Source organism: Novispirillum itersonii subsp. itersonii ATCC 12639, from assembly GCF_000381985.1.
Classification (GTDB): domain Bacteria; phylum Pseudomonadota; class Alphaproteobacteria; order Rhodospirillales; family Rhodospirillaceae; genus Novispirillum; species Novispirillum itersonii.
Genome location: NZ_KB907341.1, coordinates 16,954 through 36,833 on the forward strand (window position 1 = coordinate 16,954; position 19,880 = coordinate 36,833).

Genomic DNA, 19,880 nt, shown 5'->3' on the forward strand with positions numbered 1-19,880 from the left:
CTCTATGACAAATCGCCCGCCTCTCCCCCGGCGGTTTCATGGCAGCCATCCGGTTCGCCCCTCTATGCACAGGCGCTTATAGACTGTAAGGTCGGCGGCTGGATTGGATACAATTATCCTGTCTTCACCGGAACTTGAGCAGGGGTTTGGACCGTGACCGCTCTGTCGCATGTGGATGCCATTGTTATCGGGGCCGGAATTGCCGGTGCCTCCATCGGGGCAGAACTGGCGCAGGACCGTAAAGTGGTGGTGCTGGAAGCCGAAGAAATGCCGGGCTACCACACCACCGGGCGGTCGGCGGCAATTTTCATTGCCTCTTACGGCAATGCCACCATCTGCAAGCTGAACCGTGCCAGTCTGACGTTTCTGCGTCAGCCGCCGCCGGACTTCTCCGATGAAGGGTTTCTCAGCCCGCGCGGCAATCTGTACATTGGCCGCGCCGAAGATAAAGCTGCGGTCGATGCCCTGCACGCCGCCTCGCCGCATCTGATCCCCCACACCACGGAAGAGGCCCTGAAACGGGTGCCGATCCTGCGGCCTGAAGCTGCCGCCTATGTGCTGGAAGAGCCGGACTCTGAAGATATCGACGTCGCCCGCCTGCATCAGTGCTGGCTGCGCCGCCTGACACGGGCAGGCAGCACGGTACGCTGCAACGCCGCCGTCACCGCTCTGTCGCGGGGGGCAGACGGTCTGTGGACGGTGGAAACCAAGGCAGGCACCTTTGTGGCCCCGCTGGTCGTCAATGCGGCCGGGGCATGGTCCGACGAGGTGGCAAAGATGGCCGGTCTGACACCGATTGGCCTGCAGCCGCTGCGGCGCACCGGGGCCATTCTGCCCGGCCCGGCGGCTGGCGGCTTCGATCACTGGCAGATGATCAACGACGTGATGGAACGCTTTTACTTCAAGCCCGACGCCGGGAAGCTGCTGGTCTCCCCGGTGGATGAAGTGCCGATGGAGCCGCACGACGCCTTTGTCGATGACATGGATCTGGCTGAAGGCCTGCACCGCTTTGAACAGGCCGTCACGCTGGAAGTCACCCGTGTTGACCGCTCGTGGGCCGGGCTGCGCACCTTTGCCCCTGACCGCAGCCCGGTGGTCGGCTTTGACCCCGGCAGCGACGGCTTTTTCTGGTTTGCCGGTCAGGGGGGCTATGGGATTCAGACCTGCCCGGCCATGGCGTGGCTGGGATCAGCGCTGGCCACCGGCAAGCCGCTGCGCGAGGAACTGAGCCGTGAGGCGTTCGACCCGCAGGAAGTTGCTCCGCGCCGGACCATGGTCAACAGACTGAGAAAACACTAAGCTGCCCCCCCTTTTCCCCGTCCTCAAGGCTTCCCCGAGCATGACCCCCGCTGATCTGATCCGCACCGATGCCGCCCATGTCTGGCACCCGTTCACACAGGCGATGACCGCATCTGAGCCGGTGCCGGTGATCGCCGGGAAAGGGGCGGTGCTGACCACAGCGGATGGCCGGGAGATCCTTGACCTGATCTCCTCATGGTGGGTCAACCTGCATGGCCATGCCCATCCGGCGATCGCCGCCGCCATCGCCCGGCAGGCAGAAACGCTGGAGCAGGTGATCTTCGCTGGGTTTACCCATCAACCGGCGGTGACGCTGGCCAGCCGCCTGTGCGGCCTGCTGCCGGATGCGCTGACCAAGGTGTTCTTCTCCGACAACGGCTCCACCGCTGTTGAAGTCTCGATGAAGATGGCCCTGCAGTACGCCCGCAACCGGGGGGAAACCCAGCGGACCCGCTATCTGGCCTTCGACGGCGGCTATCACGGCGATACCGTCGGGGCGATGTCAGCCGGGGTTTCCTCGCGCTTTTTCGAAGCGTGGAAGGAGATGCTGTTTCCCGTCGATGTGTTGCCGGTAGCCGCAACATGGATAGACGATGAGGCGGTCGGTCAACGGGAAGCCGAAGCCCTGAACGCGCTTGAGGCCCACCTTGATCAACATGGCAGCCAGACACTGGCGGCAATCATCGAGCCGCTGGTGCAGGGGGCCTGCGGCATGCGGATGCACCGCCCGCAGTTCCTGCGCGGGGTGGTGGAGCGCCTGCGTGCCCACGGCATTCTGGTGATTTTCGATGAGGTGATGACCGGCTTTGGCCGTATGGGTGACCTGTTTGCCTGCCTGAAGGCCGCAGTGACCCCGGATTTCATCTGCCTGTCCAAGGGCCTGAGCGGCGGGTTCCTGCCGATGGCCGCCACCGTCACCACTGACGCGGTGTACGATGCGTTCCGCGACGAGCGGCTGGACCGGGCCTTTCTGCACGGCCATTCTTTTACCGCCAATCCGCTGGGCTGTGCGGCGGCGCTGGCCTCGCTTGATCTGCTGCTGGATCCCGCCTGTACCGCTGCCCGCGCCAGAATCGAAACCCATCACCGTACCGTTCTGGCCGACCGGCTGGCCGGGCACCCGCTGGTCCGCCGGTTCCGGGTCACCGGCACCATTGCTGCCTTCGACGTGGAAACCGGGGATGGCGGGTACACCTCCTCCGTCGCTCCGGCCCTGCGGGAAAGCTTTACCCGTGACAACCTGCTGATCCGCCCGCTGGGGAACAGCGTCTATCTGCTGCCGCCTTACTGCGTGACCGATGCCCAGCTTGACCGTGCCGGGGACGGGCTGGAGCGGGCGCTGAACAGCCTGTCTCCCGCCCCGCAACGCCCGGCAGCCAGCGATATGTTCTGATGATCCGATCAGAGCCGCGTGCCGGAAGGGCCTGCTTCCGGCACGCCACAGGCCCTTAAAGGGCACCCTCTTAAAGCGTCACGCCTTGGGCCGCCAACGCGGCCCGCAGTGGCTGGCTGGCCGCCTCGCCCAGCCAGTGGCGGAACCCCGCATCCGGATCCATCCCATCGGTGTTGATCAGATCATCAAGGCGCGACACGATGGCATTAGACAGGGTAATGGCGTTCAGCGCCGCCACCTCCTGCGGGGTAAACCCCTGCAGAATGTCTTCCCGCGCCAGCAGGACGGCCCGGTCTTTTCCGCCCAGAAGACCTTTCGGATCCTCCAGTTCGCGGATGACATAGCGGTTGTGCAGATATTGCGGGTGCCACAGCGGCACCACCACCCAGCGCCGCTCCCGCACCGCAGCCTCGAAGGCATCAAAGCAGTCCCGCTGCGTTCCGGTCTGGAAGGTATATCCGGCGGCACTCAGGCCATAATCCTGCATCATCCGCTGCGAGAACCGGGTGATGCCCGCCCCGGGGCCGATCCCTTGTATCAGAGGGGTCATTTTCTGTCGGACATCAGGCTTGAGAAGATCCGGCACGGCAGAAACGGCATCCTCCGGCACATAGTCCGGCACTCCCCACAGGGCATACGGCTCGTAATGCAGCCCAAGTTCGCGGGTCGGCACCACCTCTTCTACCAGGGCTTTGTAAACCCCGTGGCTGAACGGAATCCAGGCTGAAGCCACCATGCCAACCTCCCCGGCCCGCAGCGCTTCGAAATTGGCTTCATGCAGGGCATAGCGGCGCTCAACCGTAAACCCCATCCGTTGCAGCACCAGCGTCACCGCCGCCGCCGTCGCCCGGTGAAAGCTGAGGTCCGTGACCCCAAGCCGGACAGTCCGGCGCGACTGCGCTACGGCAGAGGGTGCAGTCCCCACCCCGGCCGCTACACCGGCAACCGCAGTCCCCAGCCCACCAAGAAACCTTCTGCGCGTGGTCATCATGGCGCTCCCTCCCCATCCTGCCGCATGGCCAGGCGGTCCATTTCAGCCCCGACCACCGCATTGTCCGCAGAGAAGGGGAAGATCATCTCGATGGTCACACCATTGGGATCCTCAAGGAAAAGCTGATGCTCCCCGGCTTCCGGCACCAGCCGCTCCCGGAACGCCTGCCCCACGGCAAGCAGATGCTGCTGCATGTCACTCAGAGACTGACAGCGTAAGGACACATGATCGATGCATCCGCCACCGTCACAGCCCCCCTTTTCCCCCAGATAGGCATGCAGCTCTGTGTCGTCATCACTGAGTGAAACGATGTGCAGCAGGGGCTTTCCCGCCGCGTAGAGCCACTCCCCGGGAAACCGGAAGCCGGGCCGCCAGCCTGCCTCAAGGCGCACGACATCGCGAAAGAAGGTCACTGTCTCCGCCACCCGGGCGGTTCTGATCGTGAAGTGATCAAGCGCCAAAACCGTCATGATAGACCTCAATATTTATCATTTGATAATTTTTAAAGTTACCGAGTCCCTCTTCCACAGCAAGAAATTTTTCGTACATCCCATATTTTTCTGAAGATAACGCACATTAGAGAAGGCAGATGGGCAACCGACCGTCAGACCCGTCAAAAGAGGGTTGCTTATTTTTATCATTTGATAATTAATTTCCCCATAAACGAAATCGTCCACGGGAGGACCCCTGAAAATGACAACTGCCGCCATTCACACCCCCGCTTCTCCGGCGTGCCCGGCCCTTGACCGGCTGACAGCGCTTGGTCTGTCTCTGCCCCCCGCAGCCCGACCGCTTGGCAACTACGAATCCTGGTCCATCGTCGGGGAAACCTTCATGACATCCGGGCAGTTCCCCTGGATCTCGGGAGACATGAGGTATACCGGCCGCCTTGGTGCCGAAGTCACGGTTGAGCAGGGCTATGACGCCTGCCGCCTTGCTACCCTGAATGCTGTGGCACAGCTGCACGATGCCCTTGGCGGAGACTTCTCCCGCCTGCGCCGCATTTATCGGGTCGAAGGGGTGCTGAACGTTGCCGAAGGCTGTTTCGATCATCCGCAGGCCCTGAACGGTGCCTCTGACATTCTGGTCGAGATGTTCGGGGATCGTGGACGGCATACCCGGATGATCTGGACCAATCCGGTGATGCCCCGCGATGCCTTCTGTCTGGTTTATATGTATGCCCAGGTTGCCCCGGAGCAGGCCCGATGATGGACCGATCACCAGACTCCGCCGCCCCTTCCCTTGCTTGCGGGAGACCGACCGCGATGATCCACCCCACCCGCCTGTTCGTCACCAGCTGTCTGTCGATGCTGGTCACGTCGATGATTTTCTCTATCCGCGCTGACATTCTCGGGCCGGTCAGCCATGAATATCTGCTGTCCAACGAAATGATCGGCCTGACCATGAGCTCGGTGTTCTGGGGATTTACCCTCGGCATCATTGTCTGCGCCATGCTGGTCGACCTGGTTGGTATGAAGACCCTGCATGTACTGTCCGGCGTCGGCTATCTTGGTGGGATTGCGCTGATCCTGTCGGCCCCGGCCAATACCGTCGACAACGCCGCATCCGGTACAGCCCTTCTCTACACCGGCTTCCTGCTGACCGGTGTTTCTCAAGGGGTGGTCGAAGGTGTGACCAATCCTCTGGTCGCAACCCTTTACAGCCACGACAAACGCCGCATGTTCAACCGCCTGCATGCATGGTGGCCCGCCGGGCTGATCTTCGGCGGGGTGGTTGCATGGCTGCTCGGGCAGTTTGACGCCTCCTGGCGGGTCAAGCTGGCGACAGTGACCGTACCCGCCCTGCTGTATCTGGCGCTCTCCATCACACAGGCTTACCCAAAGACAGAACGGGTGACGGCCAATGTGCGCGCCGGGGAGATGTATCGCCAGCTGACCCAGCCGATGTTTCTCCTGCTGTTCGTCCTGATGTGGCTGACTGCCGCCACCGAGCTGGGGCCCGATCAGTGGTTCTCGAAAATCATGGCTGATCTGGTCCCTTCGCTGGGGCAAAACGCCATTCTGTTTCTGGCGTATACCGCCGGGATCATGTTTCTGCTGCGACAGTTTGCCGCATCGGCCCTCCGCCGTGTCTCTCCCTTCGCAATCCTGTCGGGCAGCGCCCTCCTGTCGATGGGCGGGCTGGTGATTCTCGGCTCAATCAGTGGCAGCGGCAGTACGGTCACACTGCTGGCTCTGTTGGGCGCAACCGTTTTTGGAGTTGGAAAAACCTTCTTCTGGCCGACCATGCTGGCAGTCACCAGCGAACTGTTCCCTAAAGGCGGTGCCCTGCTGGTGAACCTGATGGGCGGCGCCGGCATGTTGTCCGTTATGCTCAGCCTGCCGGTAATCGGGCGGATCATCGACACCAACGATGCCGCCACCGCCCTGATGTCTATTGCCATTTTACCGGCTGCACTGACGGTGGTGTTCTCCCTGCTGTGGCTGCGCCAGTCTCTGACCGGCGGATACAGCCCACAGGCCCTGCCCCGCCCGGCCCCCGAAGAGCAGGGCTGACACCCGCCCTGCCATTGCAAGACCCCTGACAGGCCCGGCTATCCCGGGCCTGCTTTTTTGACTGTCTCTTCTCTGCGCGGGATAAGGTATTCTCTTGCTCCAAATCCTTTTTCGCGTCAGGCCCATGCAAGACACTGCCCCCCCCGCCCGGCGCCCCCGCGCCCGCCACCTGTCCGCCCATGAGAGAGAGGCCCAGATTGTCGCCCGGGCAGCAGAATGTTTTTCCGAACAGGGGTTTTCCGTCAGCACCCGGGATCTGGCGACCCATATCGGCATCACCCAGCCGCTGCTGTTCCGCTATTTTCCCTCGAAGGAAGCCCTGATCAACCGGGTCTTCGAAGAACGGTTTTTCAGCAGCTGGAACCCATTGTGGGAAACATGGATCAGCGATACCGCGCAGCCGCTTGAACAAAGGCTGTTCATATACCTGAAAGACTATACCCAGACCATTCTGCGAAATGACTGGATCCGGCTGTTTGTCTTTGCCGCGCTGGAAGATCCGACGCTGAACAAACGCTATATCAGCCTGCTGCAAGAGCGGATCTTCCGCCCGATCCTGACCGAGCTGCGAACCGCCAGAGACCTGCCCCCAGCCCCAACCGCGCTGGAAATGGAACTGTTCTGGGGTTTCCATTCCAGCTTTTTCTATATGGGGTTCAGGCGCTGGATTTATCAGCTTGATGTTCCGGATTTTCTTGATGACATCATCCGGGCCCGCATCGCCATGCTGTTAAGCGGTCTGCCTGTCAGCTGACCGCGACGCACTGCACCATAAGAAAACCCCGCCGGAATACTCCGGCGGGGCTTTTTGCAGACCGCCTCAGGCAGGTTACTGCGACATGCCGTCAGCAAATTCGTCGTGCGGCATGTGGTGCTTCTCATGCACCGGCTTGACCATCATGTTGGCGATCAGACCGACCACCAGCAGACCGGCCATCGCATACATGGTGGTATTGTACAGGCTGGGGGTGGGGTCCAGCGTACCGGCCGGAGCAATCTCCATCAGACGGGAGATCGTGACCGTCTTGGCGGTGATCAGCTCGTCAAGCTTATCCACACCCGCCCCGAAGGTGGACTGGAACTTAGCCGGATCGACCTTCCCGGCCAGCGCCTTCAGCTCCGACACCAGCGACGCCTCCCGCAGCTCGGTCAGCACCAGCGGGCCAAGCACCCCGGCAGTGGACCATGCGGTCAGCAGACGGCCATGGATACCGCCGACAAACTTGGTGCCGAAAATGTCGGCCAGATAGGCCGGGATGGTGGCAAACCCACCGCCGTACATGGTGAAGATAACCATGGTGGCCGCATAGAACATCACCAGCCACATCACCGCCGGATGGGCGCTGACCTGCTGCGCGGCGAACGGCACCGAGCAATACAGCAGAATCCCCAGCCCGAAGAAGATGAAGTAGGTGTTCTTACGGCCAAGGAAATCTGAGCTGGACGCCCAGAAGAAGCGCCCGACCATGTTAAACACCGAAATCATCAGCACATAGGTAGCCGCGAAACTGCCATTGACGATCATCGGCAGAGTGGAGCCGAAGATTTCCGTCATCATGGTCTTCGCCACCCCCAGCACGCCGATCCCGGCGGTGACGTTGGCGCACAGCACCACCCACAGGAAATAGAACTGCGGGGTTTTCAGGGCCTGATCGATATGCACATGCCGGGTGGAGATCATCTTCTTGGCGCTGGTGTCGGCCTTCGGCGGGGTCCAGCCCTTCGGCAGCCAGCCGTCACGCGGCACACGGTAAGAGAACGCCGCCGCCACCATCACGATCAGGTACAGAATACCAAGGGTGAAGAACGTCGCCGCCGCCCCGGTGGAACCGGTCCCGACCACATAGACACCCTCGGGCCCCGGTACGGTCAGCTTGGCGGCCTCTTTGGCGGAGACCACCACAACCTCTTTCAGGGCACCACCGACCTGAGCGAAACGCTTGCCGCCATCGGTGGTCAGGGCAACATCGGCTGCCTTGCCCAGATACATCGGCGCTTCATAGTACAGCTTCAGCAGCCATTCCTTCAGCGGCGCGCCAATCATCGCCCCGCCGCCGAACCCCATGATCGCCATACCGGTGGCCATGCCGCGACGGTCAGGAAACCAGCGGATCAGCGTCGATACCGGGGACACATAGCCAAGGCCAAGGCCGCAGCCGCCAATCACCCCATAGCCCAGATATACCAGCCACAGCTGATGCAGATAAATCCCGAGGCCGCCCAGCAGAATACCACCGCCCCAGCACAGGGCGGCAACGGTACCGACCATGCGCGGGCCGACCTTTTCCAGCCACTTGCCGCCGATCGCCGCCGACAGGCCAAGGAAGACGATGGCGGTGGAGAAAATCCACACCACCTGCCCCAGCGACCAGTCCGCCGAGGAACTGGCAACAACCCCGAATTCACGGGTCAGGGGCGGATTAAAGATGCTCCATGCATACACCGAGCCGATGCACAGATGAATGGCGATCGAAGCTGGCGGCACCAGCCAGCGGTTGTAATCGTCCCCGGCGACGATCTGTTCCTTTTTCAGGCCTTCAAAGATATTCATGAATCCTCCCGGATACGTGGCCGGTATCCCCGGTCCTGCCGTCCTGTCCTGTCGATGCCCGGCTTACAGATGCCGGATCTTAAGCACTCTTTCTTGTGGCGGGCCGATCACCGTCAGTCCTGTGGCGGAAACGCCCTGCGGACCAGCGGGTCCAGCTCTTCGCCGCCCGATGCCATCAGGGCATCCAGCCCCTGACGCATACGCGGATCCCAGAAGCTTTTGATGTGCTGGGAAATTTCGCTGACCGCCTCCGCCTCCGGGTAGGACCGGAAGTAGGCGGCGATCTGATTGGCCATACGGACCAGATCAGCGGTGTCCATTGTTGCTCACATCCCCTGCCAGCCGGGCGGAAAACCGTCCCGTCATTCTTCTTTAAACCAACCCCGCCCCTCAGGCCGGAGTGTTAAACCGCACCACCCCACCCCCCCGGTGAGCTGACAGAACCGTCAGCCCGGCCGCATCGGCCAGCCGTAAGGCCAGCGCCGTCGGTGCCGACAGGGTTGCCAGAACCGGAATCCCGGCTGCCGCCGCTTTCTGAACCAGTTCAAAACTACAGCGGCTGGTCATCACCACAAATCCGTCTGCCGGAGAGATCCCGGCGCGCAACAGCGCCCCGATCAGTTTATCCAACGCGTTATGCCGCCCGACGTCTTCCCGCGCAAGCATCACCGTACCATCGGGCTGGCACCATGCAGCCGCATGGACAGACCGGTTCAGGCGGTTCATCGGCTGATACTCAGGCAGCAAGGCCAGCGCCCGCTGTACGGCCTGTGCGGTCACGGTCAGGGGCCGAACCTGCTGGCCCGGCCAGCGGACGGCCCCGTCCAGACTGTCAACGCCGCACAGACCGCAGCCCGAGCGTCCGGCCAGAGTCCGGCTGCGGATCGCCTCCTCCCGCACCCGAGACGGGGCGGCAGACAGATGCACCACCATGCCGTTGCAGTCATCCAGAACCGCAATGTCCTCTATTGCAGCGACATCAGCCAGCACACCTTCGGCCACGGCAAAGCCGATGCCAAAATCTTCCAGATCAGCCGGTGTCGCCATCATCACGGCCAGGGTTGACCCGTTGAGGGTAATGGCAACCGGCACTTCTTCCGGGACCAGCCAGTCAACCGCGCCTTCCGGCGCGTCAGCAGGCGGACTGAGCCACCCGCTGACCCGGACTGACCCGGCCGGAACACCCGCCAGAAGGCCGTTGCCATCCATCATCCCTGTCTTACTCCGCCGCCGAAACCTGCGGGGTCTGGTTCGACAGGGTGACCTGGACCGCCGTCACCTTGTATTCCGGGCAGTTGGTGGCCCAGTCGGAATTCTCCGTGGTCACCACATTGGCCCCGGTCACCGGGTGATGGAAGGTGGTGTAGACCACCCCTTGCGGCATCCGGTCAGAAATCATCGCCCGCAGGCCGGTCGCCCCCTTGCGGCTGGCCAGTGACACCAGATCACCGTCGCGGATGCCACGCTCCTCGGCATCGTGCGGATGGATTTCCAGAATATCCTCCGGGTGCCATGCCACATTACCGGTGCGGCGGGTCTGGGTGCCGACGTTGTACTGCGACAGAATACGCCCGGTGGTCAGCAACAGCGGGAAGAAACGGGAGGCCCGCTCCTCGGTTGCCACGTATTCGGTCAGCATGAAGCGGCCCTTGCCCCGCACGAAACCGTCAACATGCATCAGCGGGGTGCCATTGGGGGCGGCATCATTCACCGGCCATTGCAGGCTGCCGTCGCGGTCAAGGCGCTCGAAGCTGACACCCTTGAAGGTCGGGGTCAGGCGGGCGATTTCATCCATGATCTCAGCCGCGCTGTCGTAGCGCATCGGGTACCCCATGGCGGCGGCCAGATCACAGGTCACCTCCCACTCATCCTTGCCGGTCTGGCTGCGCATCGCCGGGCGTACCCGGTTGATACGGCGTTCAGCATTGGTGAAGGTACCGTCTTTTTCCAGGAACGAGGTGCCGGGCAGGAACACATGGGCATAATTGGCGGTCTCGTTCAGGAACAGGTCCTGCACGATCACACACTCCATCGCCTCCAGCGCCGCCGCCACATGGTTGGTGTTGGGGTCAGACTGGGCAATATCTTCGCCATGGACATACAGCCCCCGGAAAGACCCGCCGATGGAGGCATCAAACATATTGGGGATCCGCAGGCCCGGCTCGGGATCCAGCGCCGTGCCCCAGACCACCTCGAACATGGCCCGCACGGTATCATCCGACACATGGCGGTAGCCGGAAAACTCATGCGGGAACGAGCCCATATCGCAGGAGCCCTGCACGTTGTTCTGACCGCGCAGCGGGTTGACCCCCACCCCTTCCCGGCCAATGTTGCCGGTGGCCATCGCCAGATTGGCCATGCCCATCACCATGGTGGAGCCCTGACTGTGTTCAGTCACGCCCAGCCCGTAATAAATCGCCGCATTGCCGCCGGTGGCATACAGGCGGGCCGCCCCGCGCACCTCTGCCGCCGGGACGCCGGTAATCGCCTCAACCGCCTCCGGACTATGACGCGGGTCCGCAATAAAGCCTTCCCAGCGGGCGAACTCGGTCGGATCACAGCGCTCTTCAACGAAAGCACGGTTGACCAGCCCTTCGGTGACAATCACATGGGCCAGCGCGTTGACGATCGCCACATTGGTCCCGGGGCGCAGCTGAAGATGATGCGACGCCCGGATATGCGGGCTTTCCACCAGATCGGTGCGGCGCGGATCAATCACGATCACCTTCGCCCCGGCGCGGATGCGCTTTTTCATCCGTGAGCCGAACACCGGGTGGGCGTCGGTCGGATTGGCCCCGATCACCAGCAACACATCGGACTGATCGACACTGCGGAAATCCTGCGTCCCCGCCGAGGTCCCGAAGGTCTGCTTCAGACCATACCCGGTAGGGGAATGGCAGACACGGGCGCAGGTATCGACATTGTTGTTGCCGAAGGCGGCGCGGATCATTTTCTGCACCACGAAGACCTCTTCGTTGGTACAGCGTGAAGAGGTGATCCCGCCAATCGAGTTTTTGCCGTACTGCGCCTGAATCGCCTTCAGGCGGGTGGCGGCAAAACCAATCGCTTCGTCCCACGACACCTTGCGCCACGGCTCATGGATCGTGTCACGAATCATCGGGGTGGTCACCCGGTCACTGTGGGTGGCATAGCCCCAGGCGAAGCGCCCCTTCACGCAGGAATGACCTTCATTGGCACCGCCGTCTTTCCACGGCACCATCCGCACCACGGTTTCCCCCTGCATATCGGCCTTGAAAGAGCAGCCGACCCCGCAATAGGCACAGGTGGTCAGTACGCTGTGTTCCGGCTGACCGTGATCGATCACCGCTTTTTCCATCAGTGTGGCGGTCGGGCAGGCCTGCACACAGGCCCCGCAGGACACACAGTCAGAGGCCAGAAAACCGTCATCCATCCCGGCAGCGATTTTCGAGGCAAACCCCCGCCCGTCAAGGGTCAGCGCGAACGTGCCCTGCGTTTCCTGACAGGCACGGACGCAGCGGGAACAGACGATGCACTTCGCCGGATCGAAGGTAAAATAGGGGTTGCTCTCGTCCTTTTCCGCCTTCAGGTGATTGGCGCCGTCAAAGCCGTAGCGCACCTCGCGCAGGCCGACCTTCCCGGCCATGTCCTGCAATTCGCAGTCCCCGTTGGAAGCACAGGTCAGACAGTCCAGCGGATGATCGGAGATATACAGTTCCATCACCCCTTTGCGCAGGGCGGCCAGACGCGGGGTCTGGGTCAGAACGTCCATCCCGTCCGCCACCGGCGTGGTGCAGGAGGCAGGCGTCCCCCGCCGCCCTTCGACCTGCACCAGACACAGGCGGCAGGAGCCATAGGCGTTCTGGCTGTCGGTGGCACACAGCTTGGGAATGGAGATCCCGGCCTCGGCGGCGGCTCGCATGATTGAGGTCCCCTCGCGGGCGGTGACGGTGCGCCCGTCAATCCGCAGGCTGACCATTTTCTCACTGCGGGAGGCAGGAGTACCGTAATCCTGTTCTTTAATCAGGGTCATGATCGGCCCTCCTCGCTTATTCGGCTGCCTGCGCCGGGGCGCTGGCCGGGCGGTCAAAATCTTCGGGGAAATGCTTCAGCGCAGAGCGCACCGGCAGCGGCGTCAGCCCCCCCATCGCGCACAGCGACCCTTCCGTCATCACCATGCACAGGTCTTCCAGCAGGGCCAGATTCTCATCGCGCCGCTCTCCGGCGATGATCCGGTCGATCACCTCAACCCCACGGGTGGAGCCGATGCGGCACGGCGTACACTTGCCACAGCTTTCAATGGCGCAGAATTCCATGGCGAAACGGGCCTGCTTTGCCATATCGACACTGTCGTCAAACACCACGATGCCGCCGTGGCCGACCATCGCCTCCTCCGCCGCGAAGGCTTCATAATCCTTCGGCAGGTGGAACAGATGTTCCGGCAGATAGGCCCCCAGCGGCCCGCCGACCTGCACCGCCCGCACCGGACGGCCCGAAGCCGTGCCGCCCCCGAAACGATACACCAGATCGTGCAGGGTGATGCCGAACGCAGTCTCAAACAGGCCACCGTGACGGATATTGCCGCCAAGCTGGAACGGCTGGGTCCCACGCGAACGCCCGACCCCGAAATCACGGTAAAAAGCCGCACCCTTGGCCAGAATCACCGGCACCGAACACAGGGACAGCACGTTGTTCACCACGGTCGGCTTACCGAACAGCCCTTCCAGCGCCGGAAGCGGCGGTTTGGCACGGACCATGCCGCGCTTCCCCTCGATGCTTTCCAGCATCGCCGTTTCCTCACCACAAATGTAGGCACCGGCACCGGTTCTCACTTCGAGATCGAAACGATGTGCCGACCCGTGCAGACCGGCCCCCAGCCAGTTCTGCTCATAGGCCAGATCAATCGCCCGCCGCAGGGTGGCAATCGCATGCGGATATTCCGACCGCACATAGATGTAGCCCTGCGTCGCCCCGACGGCGAGCGCGGCAACCGTCATCCCTTCAATCAGGCAGAACGGATCCCCTTCCATGATCATCCGGTCGGCAAACGTGCCGCTGTCGCCCTCATCAGCATTACAGCAGATGAATTTTTCATCGGCTTTGGCGTCCAGCACGGTGCGCCATTTGATCCCGGTCGGGAACCCGGCCCCGCCACGCCCGCGCAACCCGGACTCAGCCACTTCGGTACAGATATCAGCCGGGGCCATGGTCAGTGCGCGTTCCAGCCCGACGAAACCGCCATGAGCGCGGTAGTCCTCCACCGACAGCGGATCGGTCAGCCCGCAGCGGGCAAAAGTCAGGCGCTGCTGATGGTGAAAAAACGGGATCTGCTCCGTGAGGCCATGCCCCAGCGGATGGGCCCCGCCGGTCAGGAACCCGGCCTCAAACAGGTCTGCCACCTGCTCCGGCGCCACCGGACCATAGGCAACCCGGCCCTGCGCGGTGGCCACTTCCACCAGCGGCTCCAACCACAGCATACCGCGGCTGCCATTGCGCACCACCGTCACCGCCTGATGGCGGCGGGCGGCCTCGGCAACGATGGCAGCGGCGACCTCATCGGCCCCGACAGACAGGGCCGCAGCATCGCAGGGCACGTAAACGGTGATCATCTCCGTCATGACCGCACCCCCGCCACCAGAGCATCAAACCGGGCCGGAGTGACCCGCCCCACCAGTGTCTCATCCAGCATCAGGGCCGGGGACAGGGCACAGTTGCCCAGACAGTAGACCGCCTCCAGAGTGAAAGCCCCGTCCCCGGTCGTTTCATGAAAATCGACGCTCAGGTGGTCTTTGATATGCGCGATCAGGGCATCGGCCCCCATCGCCTGACAGGCTTCCGCCCGGCAGACCTTCAGAATATGGCGCCCCGGACGGGTCCGGCGGAAGTCATGATAAAATGTGACAACCCCATGCACATCAGCCCGTGACAGATTCAGGCTGCGGGCCAGCAGCGGCAGGGCGGCATCATCAATGCAGCCAAAACAGCCCTGCAGGGCGTGCAGCATCGGCAGCAGCGCCCCGCGCTGACCGGCGAACCCGTCAATAATCTGCTGTGCAACGGCAGCATCCCACGGGCGCACGGAGGAGGATTCCTGTGCGGGCCACGGGGCAGTGCTGCCCGCCTCCGTCCCGGAGTGGCGGGGGTCAGTCATGACGCCTCCCATTTCTCTCTATTCTTCTCTCTTGCCGGTCGCGGACAGGGCACCCACCCCGGCCACGCCGTCTGTTACCGCATGCTGCGGTCCGGCGGGGTCTGTCGGCAAATTTTTTTTGCCAATACTGCGATAGCAAAAATCTATCACGGAACCCCGCCGGAACGGCGCTTCAGTGCCCGACGCCCGCGATAGGGTAATTTCAAAAACCTATGACGCCGCTTTGCCGCAGCCGGTCCCGGGTGTATTCCGCAATACGGGTGGACAGCTTGTTTTCGGTGGCTGAGGCTGCCAGCGCTTTCGCCATCGGCAATGCCGGATCCCGCTCGGCATAGACCAGACCGATGACATACGTGATGTCCGGAGTGGTCAGCGGTAAAGCCACCAGCCCTTCATCGGGCTGGGTCAGCGTCAGCAGCTGTCCCGGGACCACGCTGGACCAATGCCCATGACGGACATTAACGAACAGGTTCATCAGGGAATTGGTTTCCAGCGTCGGCGTCACCGAGCAGCCCGCCATACGGAACGCCCCTTCAGCAATCCGGCGGTTCTGCATATCCGGCGTCAGCAGGCACAGCGGCACCTGCGCCGCCTCGGCCCAGCTGACACTGGTCCGCCCATCCCAGTCGCGGCGGCGGGTCAGCAGAAAATACCGCTCGGAGTACAGCGGCACCATCCGCACATGCGACAGCGGCTCGTTATCCAGATAAGTGACACCGACGTCGATCTCAAACTCATCCAGCCCACGCTGAATTTCGCGCGAGCTGAGCGACACCACGGAAATGCGCACATCGGGATAGCGTTCGGCAAAAGGGCCAATCAGATGCCCGACTGCGGGCAGGGCCGTGGGGATGACCCCCAGTCGCAGGGTCCCGCTGATTCCCTGCTGAAGCGCCCCCAGATCCTGCAGCAGACCGTCACGCTCGGCCAGTATCCGACGGGCATGCTCCAGCACCTTCAGCCCTTCGGGGGTGAAGCCCTGAAACTTCTGCCCGCGCTCGACGATCGGCACCTGAAGCTCCGCCTCCAGCTGCCGGATCGCATTGGATAAGGTCGGCTGCGAAACGTTACAGGCCGCCGCTGCCCGGCCAAAATGCCGCTCCCGCGACAGGGCCATCAGATAGACGTATTTGCGGAACATCGCCGCCCCCTGCCGTCACATGGCCCCTCAGACCGACGACACCGAGCGCGCCGCCTGATCGTAAAACCCTGACAGGCCGCGCAGCATGGTTGCCACCCGCCGCAGATCCTCGCCGTCGCTTTCCAGCGAGCGGATCGCCTCGACCAGACAGCGTTCGCGCAGATCACGGTAATTCTTGCAGACCTGCTGGCCTTTTTCGGTGGTGCGGTAGAACCGCTCCTTACCACGGCGCTCGCCTTCGACCAGCTCGGCCTTCAGCAGCTTTTTGATGGAATAATTGACCGTATGCTGATCTTCAATATTCAGCACGAAGCAGATATCAGTCAGCCGCTTGGCCCGCTTACGGTGATTGACGTTGTGCAGCACCAGTACGTCCAGCGGGCTGAAGTCGGAATACCCCACCGCCGCCATGCAGCGGATCATCCAGCGGTTAAAAGCGTGGGACGCGACAATCAGGCCGTATTCGTATTCGGAAAGCTGCCAGCCTTCGTCCGAGGCCAGATGCTCCGACGACACAATCATCGTCGCCGGCATCGCCGAGGCAATCCGCGCCACTTCATCAAACAGCTTGCGGCGGGGCTTTCGGGGGGCTTTCGGCGGCGGGGTATCGGCAGTGCCGGTCACGGGTCTCTCCTGTCTGATCAGGGGCCGATTACAGCACCGCCGCCCCGGGAGTGCAACGTTTGCCGGTCTGCGGGGCGGGAAGATTGCTCTGCCCACCCCACAGAGCTGTACTCTTTACATCTGGTTCGGCAGCCAGAGCGCGATATCGGGCACCACCGTAATCAACACCAGCGCCGCGACCATGATCAGGAAGAACGGCATGGTGGCCTTGGCAATGGTGAGGATATTGCGGTTGGTCAACGATTGAATAACGAACAGGTTAAAGCCGACCGGCGGGGTGATCTGGGCCATTTCAACCACAAACACCAGATAGATCCCGAACCAGATCGGATCAATACCGGCAGCCAGAACCATCGGCAGGATCACCGAGGTGGTCAGCACCACCATAGAAATCCCGTCGAGGAAGCAGCCAAGAATGATAAACAGCACGGTCAGCGCCGCCAGCAGCGCATACGGCGACAGCTGCAGCGCCGCCACCCACTGGGCAAGCCCGGCGGGAATGCCGGTGTAGCCCATGGCTGTGGTCAGGAAGTTGGCCCCGGCCAGAATGAAGGCAATCATGCACGACATCTGGGTGGCGCCGATCAGCCCGGCCTTAAAGGTAGACCAGTTCAGGTCCCCGGAAATCCGGGCCAGAAGCAGCGCAATCGCCACCCCAACCGCCGCCGCATCGGTCGGCGAGGCAATGCCGGAGTAAATTGACCCGATCACACCACCGATCAGCAGGAACACCGGACCAAGGCGCTTGATGGCCAGAACCCGGTCACCCCAGGTCACCTTAACCGCATCTTCCTGCGGCAGGCGGTGGCGATTGAACAGCGACCACACCACCACATAGCCGACGAACAGCGCCATCAGCAGAATACCGGGGATCACACCGGCCATGAACAGACGGGCAATCGACTGGTCCGTGGCCACCCCGTACACGATCATGATGATCGACGGCGGGATCAGCAGGCCAAGGGTGGCAGATCCGGCCAGCGTGCCCAGCACCATATGTTCCGGATAGCCGCGCTTCAGCAGCTCCGGCAGGGAAATCTTGCCGATGGTGGCAGCGGTGGCAGCCGACGACCCCGACACTGCGGCAAAGATACCGCAGCCGAACACGTTAACGTGCAGCAGACGGCCCGGCAGGCGGGTCATCCACGGGGCTAGACCGGCAAACATGTCGCTGGACAACCGGGAACGGAACAGGATTTCCCCCATCCACAGAAACAGCGGCAGCGAGGCCAGCGACCACTGATTAGCGCCCCCCCACAGGGTGGAGGCCAGACTGGTACCCAGCGGCGCATTGGAAAACAGCGCCATACAGACGGCCCCGACACCCAGCAGCGAGAACGCCACCCAAGTCCCCAGACCGAGGAACCCGAACAGAGCGACCAGCGAGATAATCGCGGCGACGAGCATTTCCGACATCTCATTCGCCCCCTTCGAGGGAATCAAGGGCCGGATCCGCCTTGCCCAGCAGACCGGCGAGGAAGGAGTCACAGACCGCAACCCCGAGGATAGTAACGCCCAGTGCCATCACCGCCTGCGGAATCCACAGCTTGACCGGGATCAGACCGCCGGAGACATCCCCGAAGTCAAGGCTGTCCCGCACCAGTTCCCACGCATGCCAGCTCATGAACAGGGTCAGCCCCAACGCAATAACCGCGCACAGCACATTGGCCCAGCGGCGGGCCCACAGCGGGATGGCCTGCAGGATCAGCGACACACGGATATGCCCCCCGGCGCGGAAGGTCGACGCCAGCGCCAGAAACGAGGCCCCGACCAGAAAGAAACCGCAGAAGTCGGTATAGCTGGGGATCGACAGGCCATAGGCGGTGCCGGTGGTCAGCTTGGCGATAAAATCAATGGTATTGGCGACAACCTGCAACAGGATCAGGCCAAAGATCACAAACAGGCACAGGGCGGCAACAAGCCCGCTGCCAGCATAAAGACCGTCCAGAGTCCGGCGCATGAGAGAAGCCCTCCGGCGTGAGATAGATACAAAACAGGCGGGAAGATGCCTTTATCCATCATCCCGCCTGCATCGCAGATCTTACTTCTTGTAAGCCTTGAGGATGGCTTCACCATCGGCCCCGGCCATGGCGCTCCATTCCTTCACCAGCTTGTCACCGGCCTGCATCAGCGCAGCGGTCACTTCCGGCGAGGCTTCACGCACGGCCATGCCGTTCTTTTCCAGTTCCTTGGTCATGGAATTGGCTTCGTTCAGGCTCATTTCCCAACCACGCTTTTCAGCGCGGGCGGCAGCATCCAGCACAGCCTTCTGCACGTCAGCCGGCAGCGCATCAAACGCCTTGGCGTTGACCACCACCACGTTCTTCGGCACCCAGGCGGCGACGTCGTAGTAGTTCTTCACAAAGTCCCACGCCTTCGACCCCACGCCGGTGGACGGAGAGGTGATCATCGCTTCCACCTGACCGGTGGCAAAGGCCTGCGGAATATCCGGCACCTGCACCTGGGTCGGCACCGCGCCCAGCAGGGTGCTCAGGCGTTCGGTGATGGAGTTGTTGGAGCGCATCTTCATGCCCTTGAAGTCGCCCGGAACCTTCACCTCATTCTTGGTGTAAAGGCCCTGCGGCGGCCAGGCCACGGCATAGAGCACCTTCAGGCGCTGCTTGGCGAGTTCCTTCTCCACCAGCGGGCGGGATGCCTGCCACAGGCTGTCAGCCTGCGTATAGCTGGTGGCGAGGAAGGGGACCGCATCAACTTCAAAAATCGGGTTTTCATTCCCCAGCGTGGACAGGAAGAATTCCCCGGCCTGCGCCTGACCGCTGCGCACAGCATTCTTGATTTCCGGATGCTTGATCAGCGACCCGGCGGAATGAACATTGATCACCAGCTTGCCGCCGGTGGCCTGCTCGACGTCTTTGGCAAACTCACGGATATTGACGGTGTGAAAGGTCGAATCCGGATACGGAGTCGGCATATCCCACTTATCGGCGGCGAAGGCCGGAACAGACAGGCTGACGGCCAGACCGGTAGCCAGCAGAATCCCACGCAGTTGCAGCATCACGGGTGCTCCCTGTGTTTGAAATTGGAATTGAATGTCCTTGAGTGCAGGTGCGCTTGTGGCGAATTTATGTCATCATTACGTTGACAACTTGTCAACGTTTTTGTTAGAACGATTGCAGGATGTAGTGCCCTGATAGGCCTTAAAGCCGGACTCACCGTGCCGGTTTTTAAAGCCCGGCCTTAAAGCCGGAAAATCATAACAAAGACGCGCCGCATC

18 protein-coding genes are annotated in these 19,880 nt (G+C 62.2%); 5 read left to right on the forward strand and 13 right to left on the reverse strand.

The genetic code is table 11. The features are described from left to right. Positions 1 to 153: 153 nt before the first annotated feature. Together G365_RS0108840 and bioA are read left to right on the forward strand one after the other, a co-directional pair. The gene (locus G365_RS0108840; protein ID WP_019645159.1) at positions 154 to 1,299 is read left to right on the forward strand and encodes an NAD(P)/FAD-dependent oxidoreductase; all 1,146 of its coding nucleotides are present in this window, start codon (positions 154 to 156) and stop codon (positions 1,297 to 1,299) included. A 40-nt stretch (positions 1,300 to 1,339) separates the two neighbouring features. Then, complete coding sequence (bioA, locus tag G365_RS20890; protein ID WP_019645160.1) at positions 1,340 to 2,692, forward strand: adenosylmethionine--8-amino-7-oxononanoate transaminase; 1,353 nt, start codon at positions 1,340 to 1,342, stop codon at positions 2,690 to 2,692. A 70-nt stretch (positions 2,693 to 2,762) separates the two neighbouring features. Here bioA and G365_RS0108850 read toward each other — a convergent pair whose 3' ends face one another. After that, positions 2,763 to 3,683, reverse strand: coding sequence for a glycine betaine ABC transporter substrate-binding protein (locus G365_RS0108850; protein WP_019645161.1), 921 nt, complete (start codon positions 3,681 to 3,683; stop codon positions 2,763 to 2,765). Next, a complete protein-coding gene (locus G365_RS0108855; RefSeq protein ID WP_019645162.1) occupies positions 3,680 to 4,153 on the reverse strand; it encodes a VOC family protein in 474 nt (157 codons plus the stop codon). The genes G365_RS0108850 and G365_RS0108855 overlap by 4 nt, the downstream gene beginning before the upstream one ends. A gap of 223 nt (positions 4,154 to 4,376) precedes the next feature. Between G365_RS0108855 and G365_RS0108860 the strand changes: the two genes are divergently transcribed. The 3 genes from G365_RS0108860 to G365_RS0108870 all read left to right on the forward strand — a co-directional run bounded on the left by G365_RS0108860 (position 4,377) and on the right by G365_RS0108870 (position 6,953). After that, positions 4,377 to 4,892, forward strand: coding sequence for an Atu1372/SO_1960 family protein (locus G365_RS0108860; protein ID WP_019645163.1), 516 nt, complete (start codon positions 4,377 to 4,379; stop codon positions 4,890 to 4,892). A gap of 56 nt (positions 4,893 to 4,948) precedes the next feature. After that, on the forward strand, positions 4,949 to 6,199 hold the full coding sequence (locus G365_RS0108865; RefSeq protein WP_019645164.1) for an MFS transporter: 1,251 nt from the start codon (positions 4,949 to 4,951) through the stop codon (positions 6,197 to 6,199). 124 nt (positions 6,200 to 6,323) lie between these two features. Further along, on the forward strand, positions 6,324 to 6,953 hold the full coding sequence (locus G365_RS0108870; RefSeq protein WP_019645165.1) for a TetR/AcrR family transcriptional regulator: 630 nt from the start codon (positions 6,324 to 6,326) through the stop codon (positions 6,951 to 6,953). A gap of 75 nt (positions 6,954 to 7,028) precedes the next feature. Here the strand turns inward: G365_RS0108870 and G365_RS0108875 are convergent, their stop codons facing one another. The 11 genes from G365_RS0108875 to G365_RS0108925 form a co-directional block, all read right to left on the reverse strand. Beyond that, positions 7,029 to 8,750 carry an OFA family MFS transporter gene (locus G365_RS0108875; RefSeq protein ID WP_019645166.1) on the reverse strand — a complete coding sequence of 574 codons (1,722 nt, stop codon included), beginning with the start codon at positions 8,748 to 8,750 and terminating at the stop codon, positions 7,029 to 7,031. A gap of 113 nt (positions 8,751 to 8,863) precedes the next feature. Continuing rightward, positions 8,864 to 9,070 carry a formate dehydrogenase subunit delta gene (locus G365_RS0108880; protein WP_019645167.1) on the reverse strand — a complete coding sequence of 69 codons (207 nt, stop codon included), beginning with the start codon at positions 9,068 to 9,070 and terminating at the stop codon, positions 8,864 to 8,866. A gap of 70 nt (positions 9,071 to 9,140) precedes the next feature. Beyond that, on the reverse strand, positions 9,141 to 9,962 hold the full coding sequence (gene fdhD / locus G365_RS0108885; protein WP_019645168.1) for a formate dehydrogenase accessory sulfurtransferase FdhD: 822 nt from the start codon (positions 9,960 to 9,962) through the stop codon (positions 9,141 to 9,143). Positions 9,963 to 9,969: 7 nt separating this feature from the next. Beyond that, positions 9,970 to 12,762, reverse strand: a complete 2,793-nt coding sequence (gene fdhF, locus G365_RS0108890) for a formate dehydrogenase subunit alpha (RefSeq protein ID WP_019645169.1) — start codon at positions 12,760 to 12,762, stop codon at positions 9,970 to 9,972. A 16-nt stretch (positions 12,763 to 12,778) separates the two neighbouring features. Beyond that, a complete protein-coding gene (locus tag G365_RS0108895; RefSeq protein ID WP_019645170.1) occupies positions 12,779 to 14,347 on the reverse strand; it encodes a formate dehydrogenase beta subunit in 1,569 nt (522 codons plus the stop codon). Next, positions 14,344 to 14,808, reverse strand: a complete 465-nt coding sequence (locus G365_RS0108900) for a formate dehydrogenase subunit gamma (protein ID WP_019645171.1) — start codon at positions 14,806 to 14,808, stop codon at positions 14,344 to 14,346. The genes G365_RS0108895 and G365_RS0108900 overlap by 4 nt, the downstream gene beginning before the upstream one ends. A gap of 274 nt (positions 14,809 to 15,082) precedes the next feature. Continuing rightward, positions 15,083 to 16,021, reverse strand: a complete 939-nt coding sequence (locus G365_RS0108905; protein ID WP_019645172.1) for a LysR family transcriptional regulator — start codon at positions 16,019 to 16,021, stop codon at positions 15,083 to 15,085. A gap of 27 nt (positions 16,022 to 16,048) precedes the next feature. Further along, on the reverse strand, positions 16,049 to 16,645 hold the full coding sequence (locus G365_RS0108910) for a winged helix DNA-binding protein (protein ID WP_019645173.1): 597 nt from the start codon (positions 16,643 to 16,645) through the stop codon (positions 16,049 to 16,051). 114 nt (positions 16,646 to 16,759) lie between these two features. After that, the gene (locus G365_RS0108915) at positions 16,760 to 18,061 is read right to left on the reverse strand and encodes a TRAP transporter large permease (protein ID WP_019645174.1); all 1,302 of its coding nucleotides are present in this window, start codon (positions 18,059 to 18,061) and stop codon (positions 16,760 to 16,762) included. 1 nt (position 18,062) lies between these two features. Next, entirely contained in the window at positions 18,063 to 18,605 is a 543-nt protein-coding gene (locus G365_RS0108920; protein ID WP_019645175.1) for a TRAP transporter small permease, read from the reverse strand. Between the two features lie 81 nt (positions 18,606 to 18,686). Then, the gene (locus G365_RS0108925) at positions 18,687 to 19,661 is read right to left on the reverse strand and encodes a TRAP transporter substrate-binding protein (RefSeq protein WP_019645176.1); all 975 of its coding nucleotides are present in this window, start codon (positions 19,659 to 19,661) and stop codon (positions 18,687 to 18,689) included. Positions 19,662 to 19,880: the final 219 nt, after the last annotated feature.

Coding starts and splice junctions, on each gene's coding strand:
- bioA (WP_019645160.1), top strand. CDS start 1,340: ATGACCCCCGCTGATCTGATCCGCACCGATGCCGCCCATGTCTGGCAC.
- G365_RS0108850 (WP_019645161.1), bottom strand. CDS start 3,683: ATGATGACCACGCGCAGAAGGTTTCTTGGTGGGCTGGGGACTGCGGTT.
- G365_RS0108855 (WP_019645162.1), bottom strand. CDS start 4,153: ATGACGGTTTTGGCGCTTGATCACTTCACGATCAGAACCGCCCGGGTG.
- G365_RS0108860 (WP_019645163.1), top strand. CDS start 4,377: ATGACAACTGCCGCCATTCACACCCCCGCTTCTCCGGCGTGCCCGGCC.
- G365_RS0108865 (WP_019645164.1), top strand. CDS start 4,949: ATGATCCACCCCACCCGCCTGTTCGTCACCAGCTGTCTGTCGATGCTG.
- G365_RS0108870 (WP_019645165.1), top strand. CDS start 6,324: ATGCAAGACACTGCCCCCCCCGCCCGGCGCCCCCGCGCCCGCCACCTG.
- G365_RS0108875 (WP_019645166.1), bottom strand. CDS start 8,750: ATGAATATCTTTGAAGGCCTGAAAAAGGAACAGATCGTCGCCGGGGAC.
- G365_RS0108880 (WP_019645167.1), bottom strand. CDS start 9,070: ATGGACACCGCTGATCTGGTCCGTATGGCCAATCAGATCGCCGCCTAC.
- fdhD (WP_019645168.1), bottom strand. CDS start 9,962: ATGATGGATGGCAACGGCCTTCTGGCGGGTGTTCCGGCCGGGTCAGTC.
- fdhF (WP_019645169.1), bottom strand. CDS start 12,762: ATGACCCTGATTAAAGAACAGGATTACGGTACTCCTGCCTCCCGCAGT.
- G365_RS0108895 (WP_019645170.1), bottom strand. CDS start 14,347: ATGACGGAGATGATCACCGTTTACGTGCCCTGCGATGCTGCGGCCCTG.
- G365_RS0108905 (WP_019645172.1), bottom strand. CDS start 16,021: ATGTTCCGCAAATACGTCTATCTGATGGCCCTGTCGCGGGAGCGGCAT.
- G365_RS0108915 (WP_019645174.1), bottom strand. CDS start 18,061: ATGTCGGAAATGCTCGTCGCCGCGATTATCTCGCTGGTCGCTCTGTTC.
- G365_RS0108920 (WP_019645175.1), bottom strand. CDS start 18,605: ATGCGCCGGACTCTGGACGGTCTTTATGCTGGCAGCGGGCTTGTTGCC.
- G365_RS0108925 (WP_019645176.1), bottom strand. CDS start 19,661: ATGCTGCAACTGCGTGGGATTCTGCTGGCTACCGGTCTGGCCGTCAGC.